Genomic DNA, 24,866 nt, shown 5'->3' on the forward strand with positions numbered 1-24,866 from the left:
TTATTTACGGCCGTACTTATCCTCTAGACGAACAATATCTTTTTCGTCAAATTCTCCAAAAGCTAATTCCAATAACACTAAATTTTCTGTTCCACCATGTAAACGGTGTTGTATTTCTCTGGGAACAAAACAATCCATTCCGCCTTTGAGTTCAATTTTTTCTCCGTTTATCTCTGCACTACCATTTCCAGACACAATCCTCCAATATTCGTCACGGTTGTGATGATACTGCAGACTTAAAGATTCTCCAGGAAAGACGGTGATAATCTTAACCATTGATGGTCCATCCCTAGTAATCCATAGTTCTTCTCCCCATGGTCTCTTTTCTTGGAACGGTTTAGGAGGTCCTATTTGCATAGATAGGAGAATTATACTATAAAATCAACATATTTTATGTAAAAACTGTGTATAACTATGAAGAAAATCTCTTTTTATCAGCTGGGAAAAGTTGTAAAGCAATATGATATATAGCGTAGGTGATGAAGAAGGCAGAAAGTACGTCTATGGAGTAATGTAAATGACCAAGTAAAACTATTATTCCAAAAAATACGGAAGAGATTATGCAAAATACCCTCAAACGGAAATTATCCCAAAAAATGAGAGCGCTCAAGAAGGGTAGACCTGTATGACCAGAGAAAAACAAGTCTCCACCAGAACTAAATATGTAAAAATCTAGGTTTTTGAAAAGATTGAAAGAATCCATGTCTATACGATCTGGAAATGGCCCTATGTGTGTCAGTGACATGAATACAGATCTAACTACTGTAAATAAAGCTATACTTTTTAGCCAGAAAGGTAGTTTTTTGGGATTTAAAGCACAGTATATACAAAGAATAACCCAGAATATGATAGGTGCGTAGATAAAAAGTTCGTCTACGTTTACTACTGGAATGTTTGATAGGATTATGTCGTTTACGAAATTGCTAGCTTTATTTGTTGCAAAAGTCCCAGCAGAAATATTAATCATCAAACTTCCAAATAGTAATAAGAAAGCTATGATTAATGAAGTGACATACTCCTTATCTCTGAAATGTGTCAGGTATTCTTGAACCAAAGTTCTTTTTTCCATATTGAAGTTTATTGTAACTCGGATGTCAGAAAATGTCACTACGGAAGCGAGGCTTCTGTAAAAATTTTGCTCTTTTGCTCATTTGTGCAATAATAGCACCACTATGAATATGGAAAATAAGAAACTTATTTATGTGCTTATTGGCTTGCCAGCAGTTATCCTCGCTTTCTTTATAGGTATCTATATCGGAGAAGGTCGCAATTCTCTTCCTTCTGGTTCAAATCCTGATATGGCCGAAATAGCTAGTTCAAATGAATTCGCTTCGTTTTGGAAAGTCTGGAAAATTCTTGATGAAAAGTATGTCACTGCCGGAAGTACTACCCCTCAGACAAAGATATACGGAGCTATTCAAGGTTTAGCATCCTCTTATGGTGATCCTTATACAGTCTTTTTTCCACCAGTGGAGTCACAGATGTTTAAAGATGATATAAAGGGTGATTTTGGTGGCGTTGGTATGGAGATTGGATTGAAAGACAAACAACTTTTGGTAGTTTCTCCTATAAAAGATAGTCCAGCAGAAAAAGCGGGTGTTAAGGTTGGTGATTTTATACTTTCTATAAACGGGACTTCTACGGTTGGTATGGGTACAGATCAAGCAGTCAAACTGATTCGTGGTCCAAAGGGTACAGAAGTAAGCATTTCATTTTTACCAACTGGTGCTTCAAAACCAATTACCAGAAAGATTGTTCGCGATACTATCAAAATTCCTACTATAGATACTAGTACAAAACCGGGTGGAATATCAGTTATCTCGCTCTATAGTTTTACTGCTCAATCTCCAGACTTATTCCGCAATGCGCTCAGGGAATTTATTGCTTCTGGCAATCACAAACTCATTTTGGATTTGAGACGTAACCCAGGTGGATATCTAGATGCAGCTTGGGATATGGCGTCATATTTTCTTCCAGCAGGGAAGGTTATAGTAACCGAAGATTTTGGAGGTAACAATCAGCCGAATGTCTTTAGAAGTAAGGGTTACAATGTATTTGGTGGTAAGAATTTCTCAATGTTGATACTTGTAGATAATGGCTCGGCTTCTGCCGCTGAGATCTTGGCTGGAGCCCTAAAGGAGCATGGTGTAGCCAAGTTGGTTGGTGTTAAAACCTTCGGTAAAGGTTCAGTACAAGAATTGGTAAATATTACCTCAGACACATCGCTGAAGGTCACCATTGCCCGTTGGCTCACTCCAAAAGGTCACAACCTATCACATGATGGCTTGGAGCCAGATTATAAGGTAGAAATCACTGAAAAGGACGCAGCCGCCAAGAAGGATAGTCAGATGGAGAAAGCTGTGCAATTATTACAAGCATTACCATAAAGATAAAATTATGAAAATCATTTTACTGAAAGATGTCGCCAAGTTAGGAAGGAGGTTTGATACCAAAGAAGTTAGTAGTGGTCACGCTTTGAATTTACTCATTCCACAGGGCTTAGCTATCGTAGCTACTCCTGAAGCGGTCAAAAAGAATGATGTAGAGCGGGCAAAGGCAGAAGGAGAGAGAAAAGTACATGCTGATTTATTGGTTAAAAATATAAAAGATTTGGATGGTGTAACCTTGACTATTGTTGGCAAGGCAAATGAAAAAGGTCACTTATTTGCAGGTATTCACAAAGAAGCTATTGTTGCAGAATTACAAAAGCAAACAGAACTTCAGATTGACCCTTCTTTTATTGAATTAGATCAGCCGTTGAAAACTGTTGGTGAACATATGATTAAAGTTAATGGGGGAGGCAAGTCCGTTACATTTAAAGTCGTCATCGCTTAGTCTTGGATTGTGAATATAAGTTTAGTAACAAAAAATGGAAGATAGACTTCCATTTTTTGTTTATAAGATTTTTGATGTATTAGATAACGTGGACAATCTTTTTTCTATCGATATCGTTGTTGAAACTAGTCTTGCGCTTTGAACCAAATTCAACCTTACCTTCTTTGAGAGCGAAGAGAGTATCGTCTTTGCCGATGCCTACATTTCTACCAGGAAGAACTGTAGTACCACGTTGGCGGACAATGATCTGTCCTGTGGTGATATGTTGGCCATGGTTAATCTTGACCCCAAGATGTTGTGGATTTGAATCGCGACCGTTTTTGGTTGTACCTGCTGCTTTCTTATGTGCCATATTAGTGTTTTATTTGAAATTGTTTAACTCGGTGAGTCTAACATAGAAAAGGCTTGTAATGCAAGGAAAGTAGGGAAGATGGGATTTAAATAATCAATAACCAAACACCAATAACCAAAAAGACCGTATTTACTTGATTATTGGATCTTGATTATTGATTATTCCCCTTAAACGGCTCTAAATAAGGGTATTTTGTATGTAAAATACGGCTCTGTTGAGCCATATTACGGTATTAAAGGTCTTGACATTGAGACCTGAAGGTGCTAAACTTGTAGTACAAGAGAGCCTAGTAGTCATCATTGATTATAAAGCTCCCTTTTTAATTTATGACTGAACTTACAACGGGTGTTTTGTTTCTTATGTCTTCATTGTATGGTTCCGGACAAGCAGACAATCACGTAGCAAATATTGCTACTGACCACGCTAATTCTGAACAGGAAGCAGTGATGACTACTTCAACAGAAGGACAGATCTTCACAACTACAGATCCAAAGGAAATGGAAAAGTATCTTCGCCAAGAATATGCTCTAAGTCCTATCCTAGTTGATATTGCCCGTTGCGAGTCTAACTTCAGACAGTTTGATAAGGACGGTAATGTCATTCGTGGAATAGTTGATAAGGCAGATATTGGAGTTATGCAAATTAACGAAAGATATCATGCCGAGACTGCAGTTAAACTTGGAATGGATATTCATACCATTCAAGGTAACATTGCTTACGCCAAGCATCTTTATGAGGAACAAGGTTTGAAACCTTGGTCAGCTTCAAAGAAGTGTTGGTCAGTAGGGAATGCTGTGGCTCTGAAGTAAAAATTAGAAATTCTATATACAAAAAATCCCCATCGTTATGGTGGGGATTTTTTGGTGGTAAATTATGTGATAAAATACGAATATGAAAATAGTATTAGGGTGTAGTATGAAATATCGAGATTTAGTCCGAGATACTATCTCAAAATTAGGAGCTCTTGGTTTAGAACCAATTTTTCCAAATATTGATTACAGTACGGATAATAAAGATGATGCTAATACTATTGAGGGAAATAAAAAGCTTGCCACAGAACATTATGACGCTATAAATAATGCAGATGTAGTTTATTTTATTACACCTAAGGGTTATATGGGGACGAGCTGTAAACTTGAGCTCGGGTATGCCCTAGCAAAAGGGAAGCCTATTTATTTTTCGGAGCCGACTAATGATATAAGTTTAGATTGTTATGTAATCAAATTTATTCCAGTTGAAAGTCTTGAACTTTTCTTGAAAATTTAGTTAATAAAAAAACTCTCAAGCTTAAAAAGTCTGGGAGTTTTTTATTGTATCTGGTTAATAGGGTAGACCTTATGAGTTGTTACGAATGTCGGCCCTCTCTGTAAACGAGAGGGCACTCGTTGTTTCCTAACTCGCGCTAATCGCGCTCCTAAGGAAACAATGTCGCACAATATATGTTTTACGCACTACCTATATAAAATAAAGACGGCTTGAAGCGCTGAATAGTCCCCTGCTGGTAATAAAAAAAGCGACCGGACGATAGATTGGTCGCTTAAATATTTATTGTAATCTTTTCTGTAAAAGTTTTTGAAAATAAATTTCACTCACCTGTTAACCTTGCTTACTCAAATTGTTCATTATTGGATTCCAGACAAAAGGAATAAAAAATGTGTTCCAGACGTACATTACTGGTCCACTTAGATAATGATCCCAGATACCTATGACAAAGGACTTCAGGAAGGCCCAATTGTCCACGAAGGTTGGAGAGCTGACTATAGAGCGGATGTTGAAGCCGAAGTAAGCCAATAGGATGAGTATAGCTAAGATGAGCAAAATCATTTTTATAAGTCCCCCGTTCGTCTTAATTTTTTTGGAAGTCATAATATTGAAATAATTTTAACATATTTTTATCTTACGGAAGCCTCGCTTCCGGAAAATTTTATAGATATGAAAGTGGGTTTAGGTAGGCTTTATAATCAGCCGTTGGAATGACAACTCCTCGGCAGTTTACACTATTATCAAAACGTTTGATTTGGACTCCTTCAGTAGCATAGACACCGAAATGTAAATGTGGTCCAGTGGAGTAACCGGTATTACCACTATAACCTAGCATATCTCCGGTACTGACTGTCTGCCCTTTTATTACATTTTGAAGTGAAAGGTGGGCGTATAGAGTGGAAAGTCCGTTGGCATGTTTTATCATTACCCATTTACCGTAAGAGTAACAACTTCGGACGATGTCTGTATCCCCTACACCGATTATTGTTCCAGAAAGAGCGGCTTTGACTGGTGTACCTATTGAGGCACGAAAATCTATTCCTGTATGACCGCGACCATTGTAAACTTGGGGGTTGGCTGTTGCGAAAGGAGTGTTGCCAAAATATTGAGTTACAGTGATTTTATCTAATGGCCAAGAAAGAACACCTGAACCCGTATGAGGGATAAGGTTTGGGTGTATCAGGAGGTTGAGTTGCGATTCGTAACTATTTATCTCTTGTTGAAAGGCTGCTTCTTGTGCTTTTTTTTGAGCTAAAATCTTTTTGTAATTGGCTTCTGATTGGCTGGTTTCCTTCAATAGAGCCGTCTGTTCAGCGGATGTAGAAAGGACCAGAGCACGCTGGTCACTGAGCTGATTGTTAAGTTTAACTAATTCAGCCTTGGCTTTTTCGCTAGCCTTTTTATTTGTCTCAAGATTGGCTTTGTCTTGACTGAGCTCTTTGATACGATCATATAGGCCTTGTTGCAAGATATTTAATTGCTCAAATGAATCTATAGTCTGCGAGACGGATCTACTACTCAAGATTAGTTCTGGTAAAGACTGGCTCCCCGATTCATTTATAGTAGAAAAAGTTTTGGCTATGATGCGCTGATTGTCACTGATATTACTTTCTTTGCCGGTAATCTGTGAACCAAGTCTTTGGATTTCATAATTTTTGGAAGCAATCTTATCTTGAGTTAAAGAAATGTTTTTTTCAAGTTTTTTGCGGGTTAATTCTAGGGTCTTTATCGTTGATACAAGAGAAACCGTTTGTGTTGAAAGAGCATCAATCTGTTTTTGATAGCTCGCAATCTCCTTTTCTAGGTTAGCTATATCAGCATTTCTCTGGTCAATCTTTGCTTGGATGTCGCTGGCAGTTTGGGCGTGGAGAGAAATGGTAGAGGTAAGAGGTAGGAGGTAAGAGATAAGAAATATAACAATAAGAAGTAAAGAGGTTTTATGGAATTTAATCATATTTTTTACTGATGGGTGAATCTTAACTCTTACCTCTTATCTCTTACCTCTCTGCCCCCTAACCCAACTTCATTATCGCCCCATCAATCCTCTTCAAAGTCTCCTCTTTACCCAGAATAAATGCCGAGGTAAAAGGATCTGGTGACTTTTCTTGTCCTGTCAAAGCTACACGTAATGGCCAAAGAACATCACCTTTGCCTTTTTCTTCCGCATATCCCCAAAGGGCATTTTTGATGTTTTCAACCGTGAAGTTATTAGGTTTGACCTCGTCAATTAATTCTCGAACCTTGGTCAAATGTTTACCCGCCTCTTCCCTGCTAGGATTCTTTTTCCAAAGAAGCATGTCAGTTTTGTAATCAGAAATTTCTTTTATGAAATTTAATTCACCTCCAAGTTCAAAAAGTTTACTGATCTCGCCAAGAACGGAGATTTTCTCACGCAAGATTGGTTGCAACTTTCCGGCTAGATCCGACTTAGCCGAAAGCCATTCTGGTATGAAAGGTTTGGCTATTTCATTGAATTCTTTATCGGATAATTTTGTAATGTATTCTTTGTTGAACCAGTTGAGCTTTTCTATATCAAATATAGCTCCAGCCTTCTGGACTCTTTCTAGAGAAAATTGTTTGAGGATCTCTTCACGACTGAAAATCTCTTTGTCATCATTTGGATGCCAACCGAGCATGGCTAGATAATTGACTACTGCTTCTGGTAGATATCCTCTGGAACGATATTCGGTAATAGGTAAAGCACCTTTGCGTTTGGAAAGTTTGGTTCTGTCTGGTGAAAGTAGTAGTGGAATATGAGCGTACTCAGGGATTGGTAAACCCAAAGCTTCAAAAAGAAGAATATGCCTAGGTGTATTGGAAATATGATCTTCACCTCTGACAATATGAGTTATGCCAGATTCTGCATCATCTATGACGACCACGAGATGAAAGACTGGCTCGGTCATACTTCTTGCAATGATAAAATCGCCAAGCTCGGTAGTATCAAATTCTATTGGACCACGTATCATATCCACAAATTTAACTTTCTTATTTGGATTTCGGAATCGGATAACTTCACTGCGCATTTTGGAGGCTTCTTCGGCAGAAAGACCTTCTCTTGGGGTTTCTTTGGAAATATAAGCTTTACCGGAGTCTATGAGTTTTTGAATGTATTTTTGATATACGGCTGTCCTATCAGATTGTCTGCAAAAATCGTCGTATTCCAATCCTAGCCACTTTAAACTATCAATAATATTATCCTCATATTCTTTCTTTGAACGTTCCTTGTCGGTGTCTTCTATGCGTAGGATGAATTTGCCGTCATTTTGGCGGGCGTAAATGTAAGAGAAAAGAGCAGTTCTATAATTGCCGGCATGTAAATATCCGGTTGGTGATGGGGCGAAACGGGTGATGATTTTCATAGGTTGATTTTAACATGTCATTGTCATTCCCGCGAAGGCTTTTTTGTTGTCATTCCCGCGAAGGCGGGAATCTAGGATTATTACGAGATAATAGTTTATTATAATTATTTGGAAATAGATTTTGTGGTAATATCCTGGATTCCCGCCTTCGCGGGAATGACAGCACAAACAAAAACCACTGACTTTCGCCAGTGGTTTTTACTAGTCTCTAATAACTAACCCCTAATCCCTATCTAATTATCCCTTAAGTCCTGCATCTGCTGAAGATGTAGCTTTGAATACTCTCATGATAACATTACCCTTTGCATCTTTGAGAGGTAGATCTTTTGTAGCGTCAAAAGCTTTGGCACCACTATCTGTATAGATAACAGCGTAGTAAGTATTACCGTCAACCATTGATTGGGTCAAAGTAATCTTGCCTGGATTGATACCAGCAGCGAAACGAGCTGAACCAATGACTTTGCCTGGAGTACCTGCATTATCGGCTTGGATCACAACCCAGCTAGGAGATGAAACCTGAACTGTTGAGATGTAGACGATGTTACCAGGAAACTGATCTGACATGATGATGCGATTTATTGCACCGATCTGGTCATCTGTAGTGATAGGGGTCTCATCTGTTGTTACAGGAGCTTCTGCACCTCCTTTACCACTGAAAACTTTGATACCTATGATAATAAGTAAAACAATGACAATTACGGTTACAACCCACTGCCATGTCTTGATTCCACTTTGAGGTTCCATATTATTTGTTTAAGAATTAAAAACTTATAATTACGACTTTATTATTACCCTATAAGCCTAGCATACTATTTCTCGTGTTCCAAGGCTATATCTAGTATAGCGTCAGCTATCACGTTGGCACTGTCCAATCTGGCGAAGTTACGGGCTTTTTCACGCATTGCACGATTTATCTCAGGTGAAGTGATTATACGGTTTATCTCTTCTATGAGTATATGAGAACTCAGATTGTTTTCTTCAATAATAGAGGCTGCACCAGTTTTTCCATAAGAAAAAGCGTTGGTGGTCTGGTCATGAGATATAGAATGAGGCAGAGGGATGATGATAGAAGGTACTCCCCATGCTGCGATTTCAAATATAGTTGACCCAGCTCTAGAGATAACGACGTCGGCCACACCAGATGACATGCGCATAGCCAAATCATTCAAATAATCAAAAGGATGATAACGGTATGCGTACTTATTACCTCTCAAAACTTCAGTTGAGGTTAATTTTGTTTCTTCTAGATTGGCACTACCAGTCTGATGAATAATCTGATAGTTGTTTAGGAGTTCTGGCAGAGCGTCTAACACTACTTCGTTGATACTTTGTGAACCTTGTGAACCTCCAAGAATCAGAATCATAGGAGTTCCCTCTTCAAGATCCAAGAATTCTCTAGCACCATTTTTCAGGGGTTGGATAATCTCTTTTCTGATCGGATTGCCTGTAAGAGCGACCCTATCTTTATGAATAAAGTATTGTTCAGCGTCAGGGAAAGATAGAGCTATACGTTTGGCAAATTTTCCAGACCAAGCATTGACCCTACCCGGCCTACTGTCTGATTCGTGAATAACTATAGGAATATTTAATATTTTTCCCGCCAAGAGTGCTGGAAAAGCCCCATAACCGCCTTTGCTAAATATTACATCTGGATATATTGAGTAAATTTTGAAAAATGCCCATAGACAGCCGTAAGCAGTCTTAAAAAGGTCGGTTATATTTAATATAGAAAAATAACGACGTAGTTTCCCTGCTGGTACGGAAATAAATTCTATGCCATTCTCAAAAAGAGTCCTAGCGTTGTAAGGATTTGGGGCCATGTAATAGAATTCTGGTTGCAGTATCTTTCCTGATCGTACTTGTTCCTGAAGAGCTTCGGCAACGGCAATGATTGGATAAAAATGTCCGCCAGTGCCACCTCCTGTAAATAAGATTTTCATGGGATTATTCTAGCATATTCAAGGTCTACCCTCGAGGTACTATTTTTTCAGTATTACCTTGTGTATCGCTTTATAAATATCTTTTTCTCCTAAACCGTAAAGTTCAAGAAGTTCTTCTGATTGACCTGATTGACCAAAAACATCTTTGACGCCAACGAATTCTATAGGAGTTGGAAAATGTGTTGAAAGACATTCCGCAACAGCTGAACCCATACCTCCGTGAATCTGATGTTCCTCTACGGTAACTATTGCCCCAGTCTTGTGTGCCAGTTTGATGATTGCTTGTTCGTCTAACGGCTTGATAGTAGAAAGATTCATGACAGTTACGTCTATACCTTCATTGGTTAGTTTCTTTGCCGTCATGAGGGCTTTGTATAGGATCGGGCCAGTGGCAATGATGCCGACGGAAGCGAGGCTTCCGGATTTTGAACCATTCTTTTCGTAAACAATCTGTGCTTTACCAATCTTGAAAATAGCTTCTTCATTTGTAATGACAGGACTTTTTTCGCGTACCAATCTCACATATGTTGGATCATTAGTTTTGGCAATTTCAATGATAGTTTTCTTAGCTTCAATAGCATCGCAAGGGCTCACAACAACCATTCTTGGAAGCGATCTCATGAGAGCTATGTCTTCTAGAGCTTGATGACTTCCACCATCTGGACCGACATTCAAACCAGCGTGAGTGCCGATGATCTTCACTGGAAGATTGTTGTAACAGATAGTTGTGCGGATCTGTTCCCAATTTCTACCGGGACTAAAAACTGCATATGATGCCATGAATGGGATCTTGCCCATGCTAGCCATGCCGGAAGCTACAGTTGCTAGATTTTGTTCGGCTACACCAACTTCTATGTATCTTTCAGGAAACTTTTGTTTGAAAGGTAACATGCCGGTTGATTCGGCTAGATCTGCACAGAGACCTACTACTTGGGCATTTGCTTCACCAGCTATAACTAGGCCTTCACCGAAGCCTGCGCGCATAGAAGCTAGTTTTTTATTGTCATTTTGCATAATGTTTTGTTTGTCATTTACCGTCCCCTCCGAGGATAAACTTCGGCGGGAATCCAGGATATTACCAATATATTCACGGGTTAGACACTGGATTCCCGCCTTCGCGGGAATGACACAGTGCAATCTCAATTTCCTCTTTTGTTGTCGGTACTTTTCCATGCCATTCATACTTCCCTTCAAATTCAGGAATTCCTTTTGATGGAATAGTCTTTGCAATGATAACGGTCGGTTTACCAGAATTCATCTTGGCTGTTTCTATAGCTCTATCAATCTGCAAAAAATCATGCCCATCTATCTCTATAACTTGCCAACCAAAACTTCGCCATTTTTCTGCTAGAGGATTGAGTGGCATGATTTCATCGGTAGTTCCGCTTATTTGAATGTTATTACGATCTACTATAGCAATGACACTATGGAGTTTTTCTTTGCTTGCGAGCATGATGGCTTCCCAAGAATTACCTTCATCAAGTTCCCCATCGCTCATGAGGCAATAGAATTTTTTTCCAGAAGTTTTGCCATTGTCTATCCTATCAGCCAAAGCCATGCCTATAGTTTGACCAAGCCCTGAACCGAGTGGGCCAGAAGATGTTTCTAATATTGGTAGCCATTCTCTATGAGGATGCCCTTGGAGTTTTGAACCGAGTTTACGTAGAGTTTTTAATTCAGAAATTGGAAAATATTTTGCATGCGCGAGAGTTGCATATAAGACAGGACAGATGTGACCGTTTGATAATACGACTCGGTCTCGGTATTGCCAATCGGGCTTTTTTGGATCGTGCTTGAGAGCGTAAAAATATAAATAAGTGAAAATGTCAGCCATATCTAGCGAGCCAGCGGTATGACCAGACTTGGCTTCAATAAGCATTTCTATGACTGAACGGCGGATTTCCTTGGCTTTCTTTTCAAACAGAGAAATTTTTGCTTCTGTGAGGGACATTGGTAGTATTATACCAGAATTTTCTTAAATTTCTGTATCGCCTCAAAAACATTATCCGAATTAAATATAGCCGATCCTACAACAAGCCTATTTGCCCCAGCTTCTATGAGCATTGGAGCACTTTCCATGGAGACACCTCCGTCAACTGATATTGGAAGCTCTAGATATTTTTCTCTAATAGTTTTGACCTTTGTCACAACCTCTGGATCAAACTTTTGTCCTTGGAATCCTATCTGATCTATTCCCATACATTGAACAAATTGGATCTGATCCTTGAAAGTTTCAATAAGATCTATAGGAGTTTCAACATTGAAAGCCAAACCTATCTCGGCTCTATCTTGAAGTTTTGTTATCGCTTCTGCCAAATTCCCCTTCATTTCAACGTGGAGGATTATGCGAGAAGCGCCAGCGATGACCCATTCATCTACTATTTCTTCAGCTTTATTTGCCATGAGGTCTATTTCAAAATTGAGTTCTTTCCAACCTGGTAAACCTTCTGCTTCAGTCAAAAGTTTTTTGAAAGTCTCATCGTCTTTCCTGTATGGCCAAGTGGCATTTGGTACAAATTGACCGTCACAGACATCTATCTGTACAGTTTTGACTAATCCTTGTATGAGCGAGATTTTATCTTCAAGTTCTGCGAAATCACGAGGTAATATTGCAGGGATGATTTCTAGTTTTTTATTCATATAATTGGGAATGGGTGCCTATTACAAGTAATCGGTAATGATTTTCGTTAGATTTTTTATATATTATTCGAATATCACCAGTTATATTTATACTTCTGCATCCAGCATATTCACCGTGCAATTGGTGATTATTGAGGATGGGATCGGATTCATTTAGTGTGAATATTTTTAGGCGCTCATGTACCTTGGATTTTATCTTTTCTGATAAAACCCCAAATTGTTTTTTGAATTTTGGTGAAAAATCTAAATCAATCATTCGTAAAGCTTACCAAGCATAAATTAAGAACGCAATTCTTCCATGAGTTCTTCAACAGAATGTGCTGTTTTAAAGTTACCTTCCGCATATTCTTTTTCTGCTTCAGCAATTGCAGCTTTCAAATAAGCAGTGGGCTTATAAGAAACAGAAAAATTAACCTCCTTGTTACGCACGAACTGTTTCAAAAAACTGTTTATGAGTGTCCCAAGAGAAATACCAATCTCCTTGGCGGTCTCTTGTGCGGCCAACTTGAGGTCTTTATCGGTCTTAACCGTTATGAGTGTTTTGGTGTTTGTAGTCATATACTGAAGTATATACTTTGGTATAGTATCTCGTCAAGTGGTTATTTTGAGCCGTCCTAGAGGTATTGACCTTTTGAAAAATTATTCTATAGCATCAATCTGATCATTTCTTCGCTTGTATTTTTCTTCTTCACTAAAGGGTGTGTTTAGCCACAATTCAACAGCATTTTTGGTTTGTTCTTCGGTTACGAATCTTGCGCCAACAGAAAGGACGTTGGCATCGTTATGTTCGCGAGAAAGTTTGATGACATCAAAGCTAGGTCTTGATGTGTCACCATACCAGACGACTGCTCGCACTCCTGGGAATCTGTTGGCGACCATAGCCTCTCCTTGTCCTGAACCACCAAAGATGATGGCTTTTGTATTACCTTTCAAGTCCTCTGCTACTTTCATCGCAGCGGCTGTCATGTAAATAGGAAAATCATCCTCAGGAATGAGTTCGTGTGCCCCTACATCCAATATTGAATACCCCTTACTTTCTAGGAATGATTTGACCGACTCTTTGAGCGCAAAACCAGCGTGATCTGATGCGAGGATTATTTGGGGGGTGGTGGGCATGGAGGTTAGTTAATTAATAGTAATCTTAATTCAAATTAACTAGATCCCTTGTTACTCTAGGGATCTGATTCGTAAAAAAAGCTTTTACTTCCTTCCAACTGGCTTTGAAATTGGTCTCTGGATCTGGATCATTTTCAGCATCTTCAAAATAGACAAGACTTTTCAAAATATGACTGACATTTTGTTTTACGGTGTATTGTTGATCAACTCGCCTTATACTCTCCTCAATGGGTAAAATATTCTGACTTAACCAATACATATCAATAAAATCTCGTTTTCGTCCTCGTTGACTTATAGCGACAACCTTCATGACAGAGATATCTTTGGGAGTTATAACGTTTACAAAACCAATCTTGAGCATATCATCTGCATTCTTAAAAAATGGATAGTAAATCAGACTCATCTTTGCGCCCAAAAATTCTCCATAAATAGTCCCGGGACTCATTGAGGTTGTTTCCCATTGACCTAAAGTGCTCAATTGTTCAGCAATCTTCCCTTCATCAAACTTTTGGTTTGTAAAAAAGTCCAAGTCAACTGATTTTCTATGACCAACTTGAAGAGTGAGTGCTGTTCCACCAGCAAGATACCAACCATTTTCTGCAAATAATGGGATTTCCACGCATCGTAAGAAAGCCCCCTTTGTCTTTTCGGACAACATCTCAAGGTGTAGACTTTCAATCGATGTCTTTACTGTAGGACTAGTGACCATAAGTTTTTTGATTTAGATGACAACTGTACACGAGGTAATTCCATAACTTTTTTGATAGCATCTTTGGAGTATTGTTTAAAAAGCCAACGAACTTCGTCTAATCTTCCATATTCCAATACTCTCTCAATGACATAACGAGCATTTTTATCTAGATCTATTTTTGCGGGATTGGTATCCCAAAAGAGTGATTCTCTGAATTTCATATCTATATTATAGCATATTTTGGGATAAATTTCTCATTCAATTTCTTCGTAATTATATGATTGATCCACTCCCTTCATGAAAACTTCGCGGTCATCGATTTTATCGGTCAAAGCGGTACGCAAAAGCTCGCGAATCTCTAGGTCATTCACCGGACTGCGTTGCATTGCGTTCAAATAGTTGACCTTGTCGATCTTGACCCAATCAACACATTGTTTGAGATTTTTTTTAAACATCAAATCAAGCCAGATCCTCATACTCCGCCCGTTTCCTTCCATAAATGGATGAGCTATATTCATTTCCACATATTTTGCGACGATGTTCTCAAAAGTAATTTCCGACATTTTATCAATCTTTTTTAAACTTTCTTCCAGATATAAAGAAGAAGCAAATCGAAAGCCCCCTTTGCTTATATCTTTTATGCGAATCTGACCAGCAAAATCGTAAAGCTCCACAAATAAATATTGGTGGATTTTTTGTAAACCTCTGGTTGTGCCGACCTCAAAACTTTCAATTTCCTGACTACCGAAAAGTTTTTTGGCTCGTTCTTTGCTGATTTGGTCAACATTTGACATAGTATTATTATACCATTTTTACAGATGTTTTTCCATAATAATTAAGAATTTTTACAGTTTTTACACCAACCTCCCTGCTTTTACCACATGTTCCACTAATGTATACGTATACCCCATCTCATTGTCATACCAAGCCATTACCTTCACAAGGTTACCATCAACAACGCGAGTGAGTGCTAGATCGGCAATAGAAGCATGGCGGTTACCGATAATATCATGAGAAACCAAAGGCTCTTCGGTTGTGGTGAAGATACCATTCCAACGAGGTGTTGAACCGGCTTTCTTCAAAATATCATTGACCTCTTCGGCGGTAGTATTCTTTTTGGAAATGAAAGTGACATCAACGATAGAACCACAAACTACTGGAACACGAATGGAAATACCATCAAACTTGCCTGCGAGTTGAGGAAGGGCTTTTGTAACAGCGATAGCGGCGCCGGTGGAAGAAGGAACGATATTCTGGGCAGCGGCACGACCTTCACGGAGATCTTTTTTGTTTGGACCATCAACTAGTCCTTGTGAAGCGGTGTATCCGTGAACGGTATTCAAAATAGCTTTTTCAATTCCAAGAGATTCATCTAGGATTGCCATGAGAGGACTAGCAGCATTCGTTGTACAGGAAGCGTTTGAAGTGATCTGACAAGTTTCTAATTTATCCTCATTCATAGCCATGAGAATGGTTGCGCCTTTAACTGTTGAATCTTCTTTGTCTTTGATAGGTGCAGAGACAACTACCCTCTTGGCACCAGCAATGATATGAGCGTTGGCTTTTTCACTTGAAGTAAATAATCCGGTGGATTCAACTACAACATCAATGTCCATAGCTTTCCAAGGATATTTGGCAGGATCTTTTTCACTTATATAAAGAATTTCCGCACCATCAATAACGATGGAATTATTTTTTTCATTTACAGAAACATCAAAAGGACTAACGCCGTAAGCTGTGTCGTATTTTAGTAAATAAGCGAAACTTTTTATGTCACCAAGGTCATTGATAGCTACAACTTCTATGTCACTACGATCTTTGACAACTTTGACGAAGGCTCTACCGATGCGACCGAAACCATTTATTGCAACACGGATTTTTTTCATATTATGAATATTGTTAGTTAATTGGAATAATTGTATCACGGTCTTGTTGAAATATGCACCCATGTTTTGTGTCTTGTACACAGCCCTGCTTTGTATAAATTTACCAAAAATTATAGACTTGATACGGAATAATACGAGCACAAAACGTGTTCGAGTCCTTATAATGTTATGAACAATAATAACAGAGACCGTGGTTTCGCTAGTGAGGCGATGGTTAAACGGGCGTTGACTATTCTTAAGAGAAAGAAAAAGCCTGATATTGCAGAAATTACAGAAATAATTCATGCAACTCCGAATTCAAATCTTGATAGGAAAGGGATCGATTTCGTTGTTAAGCTTGAGAATGGATATGATGTTCCGTTACAGGTCAAGAGCTCAAAGAGAGCTCAAAAGAAATTTGATAAGCGATGTCGGCGGACTGGTGTTTGGATTCCAGTTATTGTAGTTAACATCGGTGTAACTATTGGAAATGTTATTCGTCAGATCATACGTAGTATCAAGACAGTTCTTAATACGGCAAGACATGCCATGGACGAACGAATCCATCGGGAAAAAGAGAAAGCGTCAAGGAAGCAGAAGAAAAAAGATTGGTGTGTCAGACATTTTGCACCGAGTATGTGCCACTAAGGTAAGGTAGAGGTTATTTATTTCACAAGTGCGGCCAAATTTGGTCGCACTTTTTTACACATTTTTTTAATTAAACTAGGACCTTCATATATGATCCCTGTAATAAGTTGAATGAGATCAGCGCCAGCATCAAATTTTCCTTGTGCTAACTCTGATGACATTACTCCACCGACTCCGATAATAGTAAAGCGAGAACCGTAAATCTGTTTGGTTTTCCTTATGAGTTCAGTAGAAAGACTGGCACAAGGTTTGCCAGAAAGACCGCCATGGTAATCTTTTGGAGCCTCGTCACGATAATCTAGTGAATTGTAATCCTTGTTCAAATTACCAATGATCACGCCCTGTAAACCATGTTTATCAATAACTTTAAGTAGAGACTCAAACTGTTCCCAAGGAATATTGATGGGCATTTTTATATAGACAGGCTTTTTGCATGGAATAGTATCAAGCTTGGTCAAAAGCCTTTCCAATAATTCTGGAGTAGTGAAAGCTTCCCCACCAAAAGCGTTTGGGCATGAGATGTTGATGGTGTAATAGTCGCCGACATTTTCTTCATTTAGTCTTTTGAATGAATACAAATAATCATTCATTCCAGATTCTATATCGGCTGTTTCGGAACAGTTGGTTTTGGCGATGGAGATGCCAGTGACAAAAGGCAGAGCACTTCTTATTAGTTGTACTTTTTTTAACCTCTTGATCACCGCATCAACTCCGTCATTTCTCAAACCTTTATTAACAATGATACTTTGAGATTTTGGTAACCTAGTCAAACGAGGTTTTGGATTACCTTCGCAAGGTTTGGCTGTGACCGAACCGACTTCTTCCCCACCGAGTCCTATTTCTGGAAGAATTTTGCCCAAATGTCCGTTGTAGTCAAAACCAGCAGATAAAAGAAAAGGTGTTCGGTATTTTATACCATCAACAGTTTTAGAAATATCAGGACCATTGTAACCATAGATGAGGTTGGTAAGTTTGCGGGTCAAACTGTAGTTACCTAGAAATTCACCAACATAAGTCATGAAATCATGAACATCTTCGGGGTCAAATTTGAAGAATATAGGTTTTAGGATTGATTTATATAACATGGAGATATATTACCATATTCCGACTATGTCGGACCTAGACGAAAAATAGGTTATAATGTAACCAAGTTTTTATGCAAGAATGGCTCATACAACTTGTCACAGTTCACCCTTACGTTGTTTATGCAATTATAATTGTGACTGCTTGCGCCGAAGGGCCAATCCTGTCACTTATCGGTGGAGTCTTGATTAAGCTCGGTTATTTCTCTTTTATCCCACTTTATGTGGCTTTGATGGTCGGAGACTTACTTGGTGATGCTCTCTGGTATAATATCGGCCGTTATTATGGTCATCGTTTCATCAAACGTTTTGGAAAATATTTTGATATTACGGAAGAGTCAGTTATCAAAGTCACTGATATTTTTCATAAATACAAACATCACATCCTTTTTATTTCTAAAATAACAAATGGTTTGGGTTTTGCTCTTGTTACTCTCATGACAGCTGGTATGGTTAAGATTCCATTTTGGAGATACATGGCTATCAATGCTACTGGTCAATTTGTCTGGACAGGATTCTTGATTGGTGTAGGATATTTCTTTGGTAATCTATATGTAACGGTTGAATCTGTTTTGGGAAAAATGTTCGTTGTTGCTATGTTTATCTTGGTATTCATTGGATTCCTAAGATACAAGAGGTATTTATCCAAAAAAGCCAAAGCTTTTATATAATCCTGCTTTCTATATGCTTTCTATAATAATCCCAACCTATAACGAGGAGAAGTACATCGGCGAAAGCTTAGAGCAATTCAAGCAAAAGCTTACTTTACCTCACGAAATCATCGTATCTGATGACAAAAGTACTGACAAAACAGTTGAGATTGCCAAATCTTTTCAGGATGTGACCGTCCTAGTTCCAGAAAAAAAGCATCAAGCTATCGGAGCAAATAGAAACGAAGGAGCTCGTACAGCTAAAGGTGATTTTTTCGTTTTCATGGATGGAGATAGTAGAATAGAAAATCCTGATAAATTCTTTAGTACGATTTTAGAATATTTTGAGGCTAATAAAAATGTAGTGGCTGTGACTACTTATTTGCAAGTTTTGAAAGAATGTGAGACTTTTACCGATCGTTTTATTTATATTATTTTCAATTGGACACATGTTTTAAAAAATAATATCTTTCATACTGGCGAAGCTTCTGGCAAATTCCAGATGATTCGTAAGGAAGCTTTTTTGAAAGTTAACGGTTACCGCGAGGACCTCGTTTCTCGTGAAGATGCAAACATGTTCCAAAGATTGAGTGAAATAGGTAGAACCATCTGTTTATCCAATCTCAGGGTCTTCCATTATGGCCGTAGAGCGCATAGAATAGGGTGGCCCAAGCTTTTGTATATTTGGATGACCGAAACCTTGTATGTGGCTATAAATGACAGGTCAATAGCGAAGGAATGGAAAGATGTTAGATAAAAATCCGACTACGGCGACCGAGGCAAAAACATGAAAATATCAATAGTAATACCAGCTTATAATGAAGAGAAAAATATTGCAACGACAATAGAGGCTCTTTTGGCTCAAGATTATAAAGATTATGAGATAATTGTTGTTAATAATGCTAGTACTGATAAAACTTACGAAGTTGCCAGTAAGTTCCCTGTTAAAGTGGTAACTGAGAATAGGAAGGGACTTCTTTGGGCTCGTGAACGAGGGAGGATTGAAGCCGTCGGAGATATTATTGCTAACACTGATGCGGATTGTTTGCCAGATAAAACTTGGTTATCAAATGGTTCTTCATATTTTATAGATGAGAAGATTGCCGCAGTTTCTGGACCATATGATTATTATGATGCAGATTGGTTTTTCAGAAAGTCCTCATTGTTTTTTCAAAGTGCTATATATCCTATTGCTAATATGTTTTTCCAATTACCTTTCATTCATCGTGGAGCAACTATCATAGGTGGTAACAATTTCATACGGGCAAGTGCACTAGAAAAAGCCGGCGGTTATGATACTTCTATTACTTTTTATGGTGAAGATACCGATACCGCCAAGCGTGTCTCTGCTCATGGTAAGGTCAAGTTCAGTCCAAGTGTTGTCATGAAGACCTCGGCTCGCCGTTTCAAGGCTGAAGGTAAGTTCAATCTGATGATGAAATATTGGTATCATTTTTTCAAGCATATTTTGTTTGTTAAGCCGGCAAAGAGGGTGGTGAAAAAGTAAGTGAGTCTTTTGATTTTGGTTGAGCGAATTAAAGACTATTAAGATTAGAGGGGGGGTCGCTTTTACTTTTAAAGAAAAGAACGTCCGCACATATTACTCTTTGAAAATTCTCTCTTTCTCATAAAATAAATGTGACGGATTTTCCGTCACATTTATTTTATGAGAAAAAAGACTCCCTATCCCCTTCCTTTGAATTTCTTGCATATGAAAAAACGTCGAAAAGTTCGACGTTTTTTCATTTTTCAGTCTTTTCTGTTAGTCTCTACTTTCCTAGATCCTTATTTGAATTGGAATCTTTCACCTCTTAATTAATTCCATTAAATCCACCAACCTTTGAATAGGTTTTCAACTATTAATCGGATTTCTTATTTGAATCCTTACCAGAATCACTTTTTGGAGTAGAAGTTGCGTTGTTACCCATATTTATATTTAACTTCTCCCTTTCCTTATCACCCTTTGTTAGAAGCTTAATAATAGTATTTGCTTCGTTCTTGGCAGAAGTGAGATCTCCATGAGCAACCTTTATCTTTGCACGAGCAGACTGTAGAGCCTTCGTAGTAGAAGCCATCATACCTTTGTCTCCTTGATCAGGGATAAGGTTTGCAACATCCGTAATGGCTCCCTGAGCTTGTATTTGAGCATCAGCAACCTTGGAATTGAACCTTACAAGAGCTTCCCTAGCCGAAGCAATATTTGCCGATGTTATTTGACTTGAAGTTGCCTGACTATTCAGACGAGCTTCCAATTTTGAGCTGACTATAGACATCATGCTTACCATTGTGGTTATTCTATCTGCTGACGCAATGATATTCATCTTTGGCATAAACAAAGCGTAAACGCGATATTTACTAGTTATAGAATCACGAGCTTCTTTTAGTGTCGTCGTTGAATTTGTAGTATCTATCGTGTTTTTAAGTTTGTTGAGCTCAGCTACAAGTTCGTTGACGTTTGAGGCGATAAAAGATTCATCATTATCGGATAGATTTTTGAATTCCTTAATCCTCTCTTGAAGTTTCTTTAAATCTTCTATCCTCTTTTCAAGTTCCTTATCAGCCGCTGTTTTGATTCTCTCAATCTTTTTTTCTGCCAATTCCCCCTTTTTTTCTTCAATTTCTTTTTTGTTATCTGTTGAGGAAGCTGATCTGGTCTCAATCTCATTCTCAACCTCTTGATCATCTGAAGAAATTTTATTTACACGTCTTTCTTCAGCTGAAACTGAAGATATTGTGATAAATAAAGCAAAAACCATAGAACATACTATAAGTGGAATTGTTGTTTTGTTTTTCATATTTGTATATTGGTTATGGTTAATAATTATTTTATTGTCATACCCTGATCAACATTGGCTGCGTCAGCGTTCAAAGCTTCTACTTGTTTACTAAAAGCGTCAAGATCATTTTGTATAGCCGTAGTAGATGTGTCTGTCTCCGCACTAAGTCCTGTACCTGCTGTGTTAGGTTCTTTTGGTGGTGGAGTTACGACGGTTTCAGTTACTATTGGTGTTGGTTCTACTTTTACTTGCGAATTGTTGTACCAAATCCAACCTATTACGATAATAACTAGTATAATCACTAGAGCAATACCCGTTTTTGCTGTTGTTGTCATATGATTTTTAATTTAAATATTAATTGGTAATTCGTGTCACGGAGTTTGACGGTAGTCGTAAAAAACGGCAGTCAAACTCACCTTCATGTATCTTACCACAGTTTTGTTATTGTCATTCCCGCGAAGGCGGGAATCCAGAATTATTACGAATCAATAATCTATATTTTGTGGTAACCATGGATTCCCGGTCCATTCGACACGATTTTGCTAAATCGCCTTTGCGGGAATGACACAACACTGAGAATGACAAGCAAATAACTTTTCCACTGTTTGTCCACCTTTTTTATTTGGAGATATAAAAATTGCACGTGCTACAATTAAACAACTCAATTATATTTTTCACATAATTTTGTTTAAGAATTTTATTTCATGGACACTGCTTCCCCTTATTTCAAAACTAGAGACCTCAAAATTCCGCCTCACAGTTTGGAAGCGGAAAAAGCTCTTCTTGGGTCCATCATGATCCGTGGTGAGGCAATGCATGACATTGTTGATATTGTTGGCGAACAATCTTTCTATTCAAATATTCACAGAATGGTTTGGTCAGCTTTGTTGGAACTTCATACCAAAGGTTCTCCTATTGATGTTCTCACTTTGTCGGCCCGCCTCAAAGAAAAAGAGCAATTGGAACAGACTGGTGGCATGGCTTTCCTCACTGAACTCATCAACACGGTTCCTTCTTCTACTAACGCCAATCATTACGCTGAAATAGTTGAGAAAAAGCACAGCATGCGCGAACTTCTACGTGCAGCTGAGCAAATATCTGGTCTTGGTTATGATGAAGAATCAGAATTACATGAACTTTTGGAAAAAGCGGAAAAAGCCTTATATCATGTAACCAATAAGACAGGCTCACACAAATTTGTTGCTCTAAAAGACACTTTACATGAAGCATGGGAACGTTTGGATCATTTACACAAGACTACGGGTGAGCTTCGAGGTGTACCTTCTGGTTTTGCAGAGATTGATGCCAAACTTTCTGGTTTCCAAAAGTCTGACCTCATCATTCTCGCTGCCCGTCCTTCTATGGGAAAAACTTCCCTTGCTTTGGATATTGCACGTAAAGCTGCCGTCAATCACAAAGTTCCAGTCGCTATCTTTTCTCTAGAAATGAGCTCGCAACAATTGGTGGATCGTATGCTTTCTGCAGAATCACAAGTTGATAGTTGGAAGATACGCACCGGTCACAATCTTTCGGTTGAACAAGATTTCAAAGCTATCGGTGAAGCTATCAGCCGTCTCTCCGATGCTCCTATTTATATTGACGATGCTCCGGGCAATAATATTTTGAAAATGCGCGCCGTCGCTCGTCGTCTCAAAAATGAAAAGGGTCTCGGACTTATCGTTGTGGACTACCTCCAGCTCATGTTGCCAACTACAACAAAGAACAACGACAACCTTGTTCAACAAGTCACCGAGATTTCCCGCTCTTTGAAAAACCTCGCTCGTGAACTAGAAGTTCCTGTCCTAGCTTTGTCACAGCTTTCTCGTGCCGTGGAACAACGTGGTGGTAAACCTCGCCTTTCAGACCTTCGCGATTCAGGTTCTATTGAACAGGATGCTGACGTAGTCATGTTCATCCATCGTGAAGCCGACCAAGACCTCGGTGGTAAGAAGGAAGAAGCTGAGATTCTCATTGAAAAGCATAGAAACGGTCCTACTGGTATTGCCAAACTATTCTTTGATAGTAAGAAAACTACTTTCATGTCTATTGATAAAGCGGACTTTGGTGGTTTTGAGGAGAAGTAAGGGAGAGGTAAGAGGTAGGAGTTAAGAGATAAGAAGGTAAGAAAAATGCAGACAACAATTAAGATTCAAAAATTTACTGATTTAGTTGTTTGGCAAGAGGGTCATAAACTTGTTCTTATGATCTATAAGACAACTAGAAAGTTTCCTAAATCTGAGATATTTGGGCTTGTTAGTCAGATGCAAAGATCTGCCGTTTCAGTTACATCCAATATTGCTGAAGGGTTTGGTAGGCGTGCTTATAAAGAGAGGTCTCATTTTTATTATATTGCCCAAGGCTCACTTACTGAACTAAAAAATCAACTTTTAATTGCTAGGGATATAGGTTATATTTCAGATGTAGATTATTTAAATATTGAGGAACAAGCCAATCAAACGCACAGGATTCTTCAAGGGTTTATTTCGAAAACCAATCAATTTGCTGGATCTTATCTCTTAACTCCTACCTCTTAACTCTACTCCTATGGATTCCCTTCACCGCCTAGAAGAAATATTTGCCAAATTCCCCGGTATTGGTCCTCGCCAAGCCAAGCGTTTTGTTTATTATATTTTAAATAAGTCACCATCTTCTATAAGAGAATTTACCCAGCTCATTGAAGAGGTCAAAAAGTCTACTTTGGAATGCTCAATGTGCCACCGCTTTTTTACTCTTACCTCTAATCTCCTACCTCTTAACTCCAAATCTTCTCTCTGCCAAATTTGCTCCGACACTTCCCGTGACCAATCCAGCTTGATGATAGTCGCTCGTGATTCAGATCTAGAGACTGTAGAAAAGAGTCACGCTTATAACGGTTTGTACTTTGTCCTTGGTGGGACAATACCTATTCTAGACAAAGAACCAGATAAGCGTATTCGTTTGGAAATGCTTTTGAAAAGAGTTTCGGCGGTTTCGGCTCCCACTAGGTCGGACCTCGCGGAAATTATCCTTTCTTTAAATACGACTCCTGATGGTGAGAATACTGCTCAAATAGTTAAAGAGGCCATACAAAAGGTTGTTGGTGCCAAACCTATCAAAATCTCGGTACTTGGTCGCGGTTTGTCTACTGGTGCCGAGTTGGAATATGTTGACGGTGAGACTATTAAGAGTGCCCTCAAAAATAGGAGTTAAAAAACGCACTATTTCTGGTGCGTTTTTCTTATCCCTTAACTCCTATCTCTTACCTCTACCCTACTTCAACGCATCAATCTTGACCTGAACAAAAGGCTGTCTGTGACCATTTTTCTTGAAATAACGGCTCTTTTGTTTGTAGTGAACAACCACAACCTTAGGTTCACGACCGATCTTTACGACAGTTGCTTTGACTGAAGCCTTTTCAATGAAAGGTGTGCCAATAGTAGTATTTTTGCCATCATCAACTAGGAGGACTTTGTCGAAGACGATCTTGTCGCCTTCTTTCTGAGTGTCAGAAAGCTTCTCAATGCTAATAACATCGCCCTTTGAGACGCTGTATTGCTTGCCACCTGTTTGAATTACTGCAAATTCCATAGTGGAACATAGTATACAGGTTTTATTGGAACATGCAAGCAAAAAATGGAGGTAAGAGGTAAGAGCTAAGAATAGTCA

General features: G+C 38.6%; 32 protein-coding genes. 11 read left to right on the forward strand and 21 right to left on the reverse strand.

What is annotated here, in order from left to right; genetic code table 11:
- Together WCS89_00885 and WCS89_00890 are read right to left on the reverse strand one after the other, a co-directional pair.
- On the reverse strand, positions 1 to 357 hold the full coding sequence (locus tag WCS89_00885) for a phosphomannose isomerase type II C-terminal cupin domain (GenBank protein ID MFA6554041.1): 357 nt from the start codon (positions 355 to 357) through the stop codon (positions 1 to 3).
- Between the two features lie 55 nt (positions 358 to 412).
- Complete coding sequence (locus tag WCS89_00890; protein MFA6554042.1) at positions 413 to 1,069, reverse strand: phosphatase PAP2-related protein; 657 nt, start codon at positions 1,067 to 1,069, stop codon at positions 413 to 415.
- A gap of 103 nt (positions 1,070 to 1,172) precedes the next feature.
- Here WCS89_00890 and WCS89_00895 point away from each other — a divergent pair, with 103 nt between their 5' ends.
- Both WCS89_00895 and rplI read left to right on the forward strand, forming a co-directional pair.
- A complete protein-coding gene (locus WCS89_00895; protein MFA6554043.1) occupies positions 1,173 to 2,387 on the forward strand; it encodes a S41 family peptidase in 1,215 nt (404 codons plus the stop codon).
- A gap of 10 nt (positions 2,388 to 2,397) precedes the next feature.
- Complete coding sequence (rplI, locus tag WCS89_00900; protein ID MFA6554044.1) at positions 2,398 to 2,835, forward strand: 50S ribosomal protein L9; 438 nt, start codon at positions 2,398 to 2,400, stop codon at positions 2,833 to 2,835.
- 79 nt (positions 2,836 to 2,914) lie between these two features.
- Here the strand turns inward: rplI and rpmA are convergent, their stop codons facing one another.
- Positions 2,915 to 3,187: a 50S ribosomal protein L27 gene (gene rpmA, locus WCS89_00905; GenBank protein MFA6554045.1), complete on the reverse strand. Its 273-nt coding sequence runs from the start codon at positions 3,185 to 3,187 to the stop codon at positions 2,915 to 2,917.
- Positions 3,188 to 3,513: 326 nt separating this feature from the next.
- Between rpmA and WCS89_00910 the strand changes: the two genes are divergently transcribed.
- The gene (locus tag WCS89_00910) at positions 3,514 to 3,996 is read left to right on the forward strand and encodes a hypothetical protein (protein ID MFA6554046.1); all 483 of its coding nucleotides are present in this window, start codon (positions 3,514 to 3,516) and stop codon (positions 3,994 to 3,996) included.
- An 82-nt stretch (positions 3,997 to 4,078) separates the two neighbouring features.
- Positions 4,079 to 4,453 (forward strand): nucleoside 2-deoxyribosyltransferase, encoded by a 375-nt coding sequence (locus WCS89_00915; protein ID MFA6554047.1) that lies wholly within the window; start codon positions 4,079 to 4,081, stop codon positions 4,451 to 4,453.
- 330 nt (positions 4,454 to 4,783) lie between these two features.
- Here the strand turns inward: WCS89_00915 and WCS89_00920 are convergent, their stop codons facing one another.
- From WCS89_00920 to gap, 14 genes are all read right to left on the reverse strand, one after another.
- On the reverse strand, positions 4,784 to 5,053 hold the full coding sequence (locus WCS89_00920; protein MFA6554048.1) for a hypothetical protein: 270 nt from the start codon (positions 5,051 to 5,053) through the stop codon (positions 4,784 to 4,786).
- Positions 5,054 to 5,111: 58 nt separating this feature from the next.
- Positions 5,112 to 6,404, reverse strand: a complete 1,293-nt coding sequence (locus WCS89_00925; protein MFA6554049.1) for a peptidoglycan DD-metalloendopeptidase family protein — start codon at positions 6,402 to 6,404, stop codon at positions 5,112 to 5,114.
- A 58-nt stretch (positions 6,405 to 6,462) separates the two neighbouring features.
- Positions 6,463 to 7,812: a glutamate--tRNA ligase gene (gene gltX / locus WCS89_00930; GenBank protein MFA6554050.1), complete on the reverse strand. Its 1,350-nt coding sequence runs from the start codon at positions 7,810 to 7,812 to the stop codon at positions 6,463 to 6,465.
- 237 nt (positions 7,813 to 8,049) lie between these two features.
- Entirely contained in the window at positions 8,050 to 8,556 is a 507-nt protein-coding gene (locus WCS89_00935) for a hypothetical protein (protein MFA6554051.1), read from the reverse strand.
- A gap of 65 nt (positions 8,557 to 8,621) precedes the next feature.
- Positions 8,622 to 9,752 carry an undecaprenyldiphospho-muramoylpentapeptide beta-N-acetylglucosaminyltransferase gene (gene murG / locus WCS89_00940; GenBank protein MFA6554052.1) on the reverse strand — a complete coding sequence of 377 codons (1,131 nt, stop codon included), beginning with the start codon at positions 9,750 to 9,752 and terminating at the stop codon, positions 8,622 to 8,624.
- A gap of 39 nt (positions 9,753 to 9,791) precedes the next feature.
- On the reverse strand, positions 9,792 to 10,766 hold the full coding sequence (locus WCS89_00945; protein ID MFA6554053.1) for a transketolase C-terminal domain-containing protein: 975 nt from the start codon (positions 10,764 to 10,766) through the stop codon (positions 9,792 to 9,794).
- Between the two features lie 73 nt (positions 10,767 to 10,839).
- Positions 10,840 to 11,703: a transketolase gene (locus WCS89_00950; GenBank protein ID MFA6554054.1), complete on the reverse strand. Its 864-nt coding sequence runs from the start codon at positions 11,701 to 11,703 to the stop codon at positions 10,840 to 10,842.
- Between the two features lie 8 nt (positions 11,704 to 11,711).
- Positions 11,712 to 12,392, reverse strand: a complete 681-nt coding sequence (locus tag WCS89_00955) for a hypothetical protein (protein ID MFA6554055.1) — start codon at positions 12,390 to 12,392, stop codon at positions 11,712 to 11,714.
- Between the two features lie 279 nt (positions 12,393 to 12,671).
- On the reverse strand, positions 12,672 to 12,950 hold the full coding sequence (locus WCS89_00960) for a type II toxin-antitoxin system RelB/DinJ family antitoxin (GenBank protein ID MFA6554056.1): 279 nt from the start codon (positions 12,948 to 12,950) through the stop codon (positions 12,672 to 12,674).
- Positions 12,951 to 13,031: 81 nt separating this feature from the next.
- On the reverse strand, positions 13,032 to 13,508 hold the full coding sequence (locus WCS89_00965; protein MFA6554057.1) for an RpiB/LacA/LacB family sugar-phosphate isomerase: 477 nt from the start codon (positions 13,506 to 13,508) through the stop codon (positions 13,032 to 13,034).
- 25 nt (positions 13,509 to 13,533) lie between these two features.
- A complete protein-coding gene (locus tag WCS89_00970; GenBank protein ID MFA6554058.1) occupies positions 13,534 to 14,127 on the reverse strand; it encodes a nucleotidyl transferase AbiEii/AbiGii toxin family protein in 594 nt (197 codons plus the stop codon).
- A 68-nt stretch (positions 14,128 to 14,195) separates the two neighbouring features.
- Positions 14,196 to 14,420, reverse strand: a complete 225-nt coding sequence (locus WCS89_00975) for a hypothetical protein (GenBank protein MFA6554059.1) — start codon at positions 14,418 to 14,420, stop codon at positions 14,196 to 14,198.
- A 33-nt stretch (positions 14,421 to 14,453) separates the two neighbouring features.
- Positions 14,454 to 14,993 (reverse strand): Fic family protein, encoded by a 540-nt coding sequence (locus tag WCS89_00980; GenBank protein ID MFA6554060.1) that lies wholly within the window; start codon positions 14,991 to 14,993, stop codon positions 14,454 to 14,456.
- 60 nt (positions 14,994 to 15,053) lie between these two features.
- On the reverse strand, positions 15,054 to 16,085 hold the full coding sequence (gene gap, locus WCS89_00985; GenBank protein MFA6554061.1) for a type I glyceraldehyde-3-phosphate dehydrogenase: 1,032 nt from the start codon (positions 16,083 to 16,085) through the stop codon (positions 15,054 to 15,056).
- 168 nt (positions 16,086 to 16,253) lie between these two features.
- Here gap and WCS89_00990 point away from each other — a divergent pair, with 168 nt between their 5' ends.
- Positions 16,254 to 16,712, forward strand: a complete 459-nt coding sequence (locus WCS89_00990; GenBank protein MFA6554062.1) for a hypothetical protein — start codon at positions 16,254 to 16,256, stop codon at positions 16,710 to 16,712.
- 17 nt (positions 16,713 to 16,729) lie between these two features.
- Here WCS89_00990 and WCS89_00995 read toward each other — a convergent pair whose 3' ends face one another.
- Positions 16,730 to 17,797: a quinone-dependent dihydroorotate dehydrogenase gene (locus tag WCS89_00995; GenBank protein MFA6554063.1), complete on the reverse strand. Its 1,068-nt coding sequence runs from the start codon at positions 17,795 to 17,797 to the stop codon at positions 16,730 to 16,732.
- A 71-nt stretch (positions 17,798 to 17,868) separates the two neighbouring features.
- Between WCS89_00995 and WCS89_01000 the strand changes: the two genes are divergently transcribed.
- The 3 genes from WCS89_01000 to WCS89_01010 are packed head-to-tail and all read left to right on the forward strand — an operon-like array spanning position 17,869 to position 19,951.
- Positions 17,869 to 18,465 carry a DedA family protein gene (locus tag WCS89_01000; protein ID MFA6554064.1) on the forward strand — a complete coding sequence of 199 codons (597 nt, stop codon included), beginning with the start codon at positions 17,869 to 17,871 and terminating at the stop codon, positions 18,463 to 18,465.
- Between the two features lie 13 nt (positions 18,466 to 18,478).
- A complete protein-coding gene (locus WCS89_01005; GenBank protein MFA6554065.1) occupies positions 18,479 to 19,201 on the forward strand; it encodes a glycosyltransferase in 723 nt (240 codons plus the stop codon).
- A 30-nt stretch (positions 19,202 to 19,231) separates the two neighbouring features.
- A complete protein-coding gene (locus tag WCS89_01010; GenBank protein MFA6554066.1) occupies positions 19,232 to 19,951 on the forward strand; it encodes a glycosyltransferase family 2 protein in 720 nt (239 codons plus the stop codon).
- Positions 19,952 to 20,303: 352 nt separating this feature from the next.
- Here WCS89_01010 and WCS89_01015 read toward each other — a convergent pair whose 3' ends face one another.
- Both WCS89_01015 and WCS89_01020 read right to left on the reverse strand, forming a co-directional pair.
- On the reverse strand, positions 20,304 to 21,239 hold the full coding sequence (locus WCS89_01015) for a hypothetical protein (protein ID MFA6554067.1): 936 nt from the start codon (positions 21,237 to 21,239) through the stop codon (positions 20,304 to 20,306).
- A 26-nt stretch (positions 21,240 to 21,265) separates the two neighbouring features.
- Positions 21,266 to 21,556 (reverse strand): hypothetical protein, encoded by a 291-nt coding sequence (locus tag WCS89_01020; GenBank protein ID MFA6554068.1) that lies wholly within the window; start codon positions 21,554 to 21,556, stop codon positions 21,266 to 21,268.
- A 369-nt stretch (positions 21,557 to 21,925) separates the two neighbouring features.
- Between WCS89_01020 and dnaB the strand changes: the two genes are divergently transcribed.
- Genes dnaB through WCS89_01035 form a run of 3 tightly spaced genes read left to right on the forward strand, consistent with a single transcriptional unit; the run spans position 21,926 to position 24,410 of the window.
- A complete protein-coding gene (gene dnaB / locus WCS89_01025; protein MFA6554069.1) occupies positions 21,926 to 23,305 on the forward strand; it encodes a replicative DNA helicase in 1,380 nt (459 codons plus the stop codon).
- A gap of 45 nt (positions 23,306 to 23,350) precedes the next feature.
- Entirely contained in the window at positions 23,351 to 23,755 is a 405-nt protein-coding gene (locus WCS89_01030; protein MFA6554070.1) for a four helix bundle protein, read from the forward strand.
- A 10-nt stretch (positions 23,756 to 23,765) separates the two neighbouring features.
- Positions 23,766 to 24,410, forward strand: coding sequence for a toprim domain-containing protein (locus WCS89_01035; GenBank protein MFA6554071.1), 645 nt, complete (start codon positions 23,766 to 23,768; stop codon positions 24,408 to 24,410).
- A 60-nt stretch (positions 24,411 to 24,470) separates the two neighbouring features.
- Here the strand turns inward: WCS89_01035 and rplU are convergent, their stop codons facing one another.
- A complete protein-coding gene (gene rplU, locus WCS89_01040) occupies positions 24,471 to 24,788 on the reverse strand; it encodes a 50S ribosomal protein L21 (GenBank protein MFA6554072.1) in 318 nt (105 codons plus the stop codon).
- Positions 24,789 to 24,866: the final 78 nt, after the last annotated feature.

It is taken from the genome of Candidatus Paceibacterota bacterium, assembly GCA_041666915.1.
Classification (GTDB): domain Bacteria; phylum Patescibacteriota; class Minisyncoccia; order Phycocordibacterales; family PALSA-1337; genus C7867-002.

Bases quoted from the DNA above. Each gene is read 5' to 3' on its own strand.
- gap (MFA6554061.1), bottom strand. From the start codon at position 16,085: ATGAAAAAAATCCGTGTTGCAATAAATGGTTTCGGTCGCATCGGTAGA.
- rplI (MFA6554044.1), top strand. From the start codon at position 2,398: ATGAAAATCATTTTACTGAAAGATGTCGCCAAGTTAGGAAGGAGGTTT.
- WCS89_00885 (MFA6554041.1), bottom strand. From the start codon at position 357: ATGCAAATAGGACCTCCTAAACCGTTCCAAGAAAAGAGACCATGGGGA.
- dnaB (MFA6554069.1), top strand. From the start codon at position 21,926: ATGGACACTGCTTCCCCTTATTTCAAAACTAGAGACCTCAAAATTCCG.
- WCS89_00990 (MFA6554062.1), top strand. From the start codon at position 16,254: ATGAACAATAATAACAGAGACCGTGGTTTCGCTAGTGAGGCGATGGTT.
- WCS89_00960 (MFA6554056.1), bottom strand. From the start codon at position 12,950: ATGACTACAAACACCAAAACACTCATAACGGTTAAGACCGATAAAGAC.
- WCS89_00925 (MFA6554049.1), bottom strand. From the start codon at position 6,404: ATGATTAAATTCCATAAAACCTCTTTACTTCTTATTGTTATATTTCTT.
- WCS89_00950 (MFA6554054.1), bottom strand. From the start codon at position 11,703: ATGTCCCTCACAGAAGCAAAAATTTCTCTGTTTGAAAAGAAAGCCAAG.
- WCS89_01035 (MFA6554071.1), top strand. From the start codon at position 23,766: ATGGATTCCCTTCACCGCCTAGAAGAAATATTTGCCAAATTCCCCGGT.
- WCS89_01020 (MFA6554068.1), bottom strand. From the start codon at position 21,556: ATGACAACAACAGCAAAAACGGGTATTGCTCTAGTGATTATACTAGTT.
- WCS89_00965 (MFA6554057.1), bottom strand. From the start codon at position 13,508: ATGCCCACCACCCCCCAAATAATCCTCGCATCAGATCACGCTGGTTTT.
- WCS89_00935 (MFA6554051.1), bottom strand. From the start codon at position 8,556: ATGGAACCTCAAAGTGGAATCAAGACATGGCAGTGGGTTGTAACCGTA.
- WCS89_00910 (MFA6554046.1), top strand. From the start codon at position 3,514: ATGACTGAACTTACAACGGGTGTTTTGTTTCTTATGTCTTCATTGTAT.
- murG (MFA6554052.1), bottom strand. From the start codon at position 9,752: ATGAAAATCTTATTTACAGGAGGTGGCACTGGCGGACATTTTTATCCA.
- gltX (MFA6554050.1), bottom strand. From the start codon at position 7,812: ATGAAAATCATCACCCGTTTCGCCCCATCACCAACCGGATATTTACAT.
- WCS89_01010 (MFA6554066.1), top strand. From the start codon at position 19,232: ATGAAAATATCAATAGTAATACCAGCTTATAATGAAGAGAAAAATATT.
- WCS89_01015 (MFA6554067.1), bottom strand. From the start codon at position 21,239: ATGAAAAACAAAACAACAATTCCACTTATAGTATGTTCTATGGTTTTT.
- WCS89_00915 (MFA6554047.1), top strand. From the start codon at position 4,079: ATGAAAATAGTATTAGGGTGTAGTATGAAATATCGAGATTTAGTCCGA.
- WCS89_00890 (MFA6554042.1), bottom strand. From the start codon at position 1,069: ATGGAAAAAAGAACTTTGGTTCAAGAATACCTGACACATTTCAGAGAT.
- WCS89_00945 (MFA6554053.1), bottom strand. From the start codon at position 10,766: ATGCAAAATGACAATAAAAAACTAGCTTCTATGCGCGCAGGCTTCGGT.
- WCS89_00895 (MFA6554043.1), top strand. From the start codon at position 1,173: ATGAATATGGAAAATAAGAAACTTATTTATGTGCTTATTGGCTTGCCA.
- WCS89_00995 (MFA6554063.1), bottom strand. From the start codon at position 17,797: ATGTTATATAAATCAATCCTAAAACCTATATTCTTCAAATTTGACCCC.
- WCS89_01000 (MFA6554064.1), top strand. From the start codon at position 17,869: ATGCAAGAATGGCTCATACAACTTGTCACAGTTCACCCTTACGTTGTT.
- rpmA (MFA6554045.1), bottom strand. From the start codon at position 3,187: ATGGCACATAAGAAAGCAGCAGGTACAACCAAAAACGGTCGCGATTCA.
- WCS89_01005 (MFA6554065.1), top strand. From the start codon at position 18,479: ATGCTTTCTATAATAATCCCAACCTATAACGAGGAGAAGTACATCGGC.
- WCS89_01030 (MFA6554070.1), top strand. From the start codon at position 23,351: ATGCAGACAACAATTAAGATTCAAAAATTTACTGATTTAGTTGTTTGG.
- rplU (MFA6554072.1), bottom strand. From the start codon at position 24,788: ATGGAATTTGCAGTAATTCAAACAGGTGGCAAGCAATACAGCGTCTCA.
- WCS89_00975 (MFA6554059.1), bottom strand. From the start codon at position 14,420: ATGAAATTCAGAGAATCACTCTTTTGGGATACCAATCCCGCAAAAATA.
- WCS89_00955 (MFA6554055.1), bottom strand. From the start codon at position 12,392: ATGAATAAAAAACTAGAAATCATCCCTGCAATATTACCTCGTGATTTC.
- WCS89_00920 (MFA6554048.1), bottom strand. From the start codon at position 5,053: ATGACTTCCAAAAAAATTAAGACGAACGGGGGACTTATAAAAATGATT.
- WCS89_00980 (MFA6554060.1), bottom strand. From the start codon at position 14,993: ATGTCAAATGTTGACCAAATCAGCAAAGAACGAGCCAAAAAACTTTTC.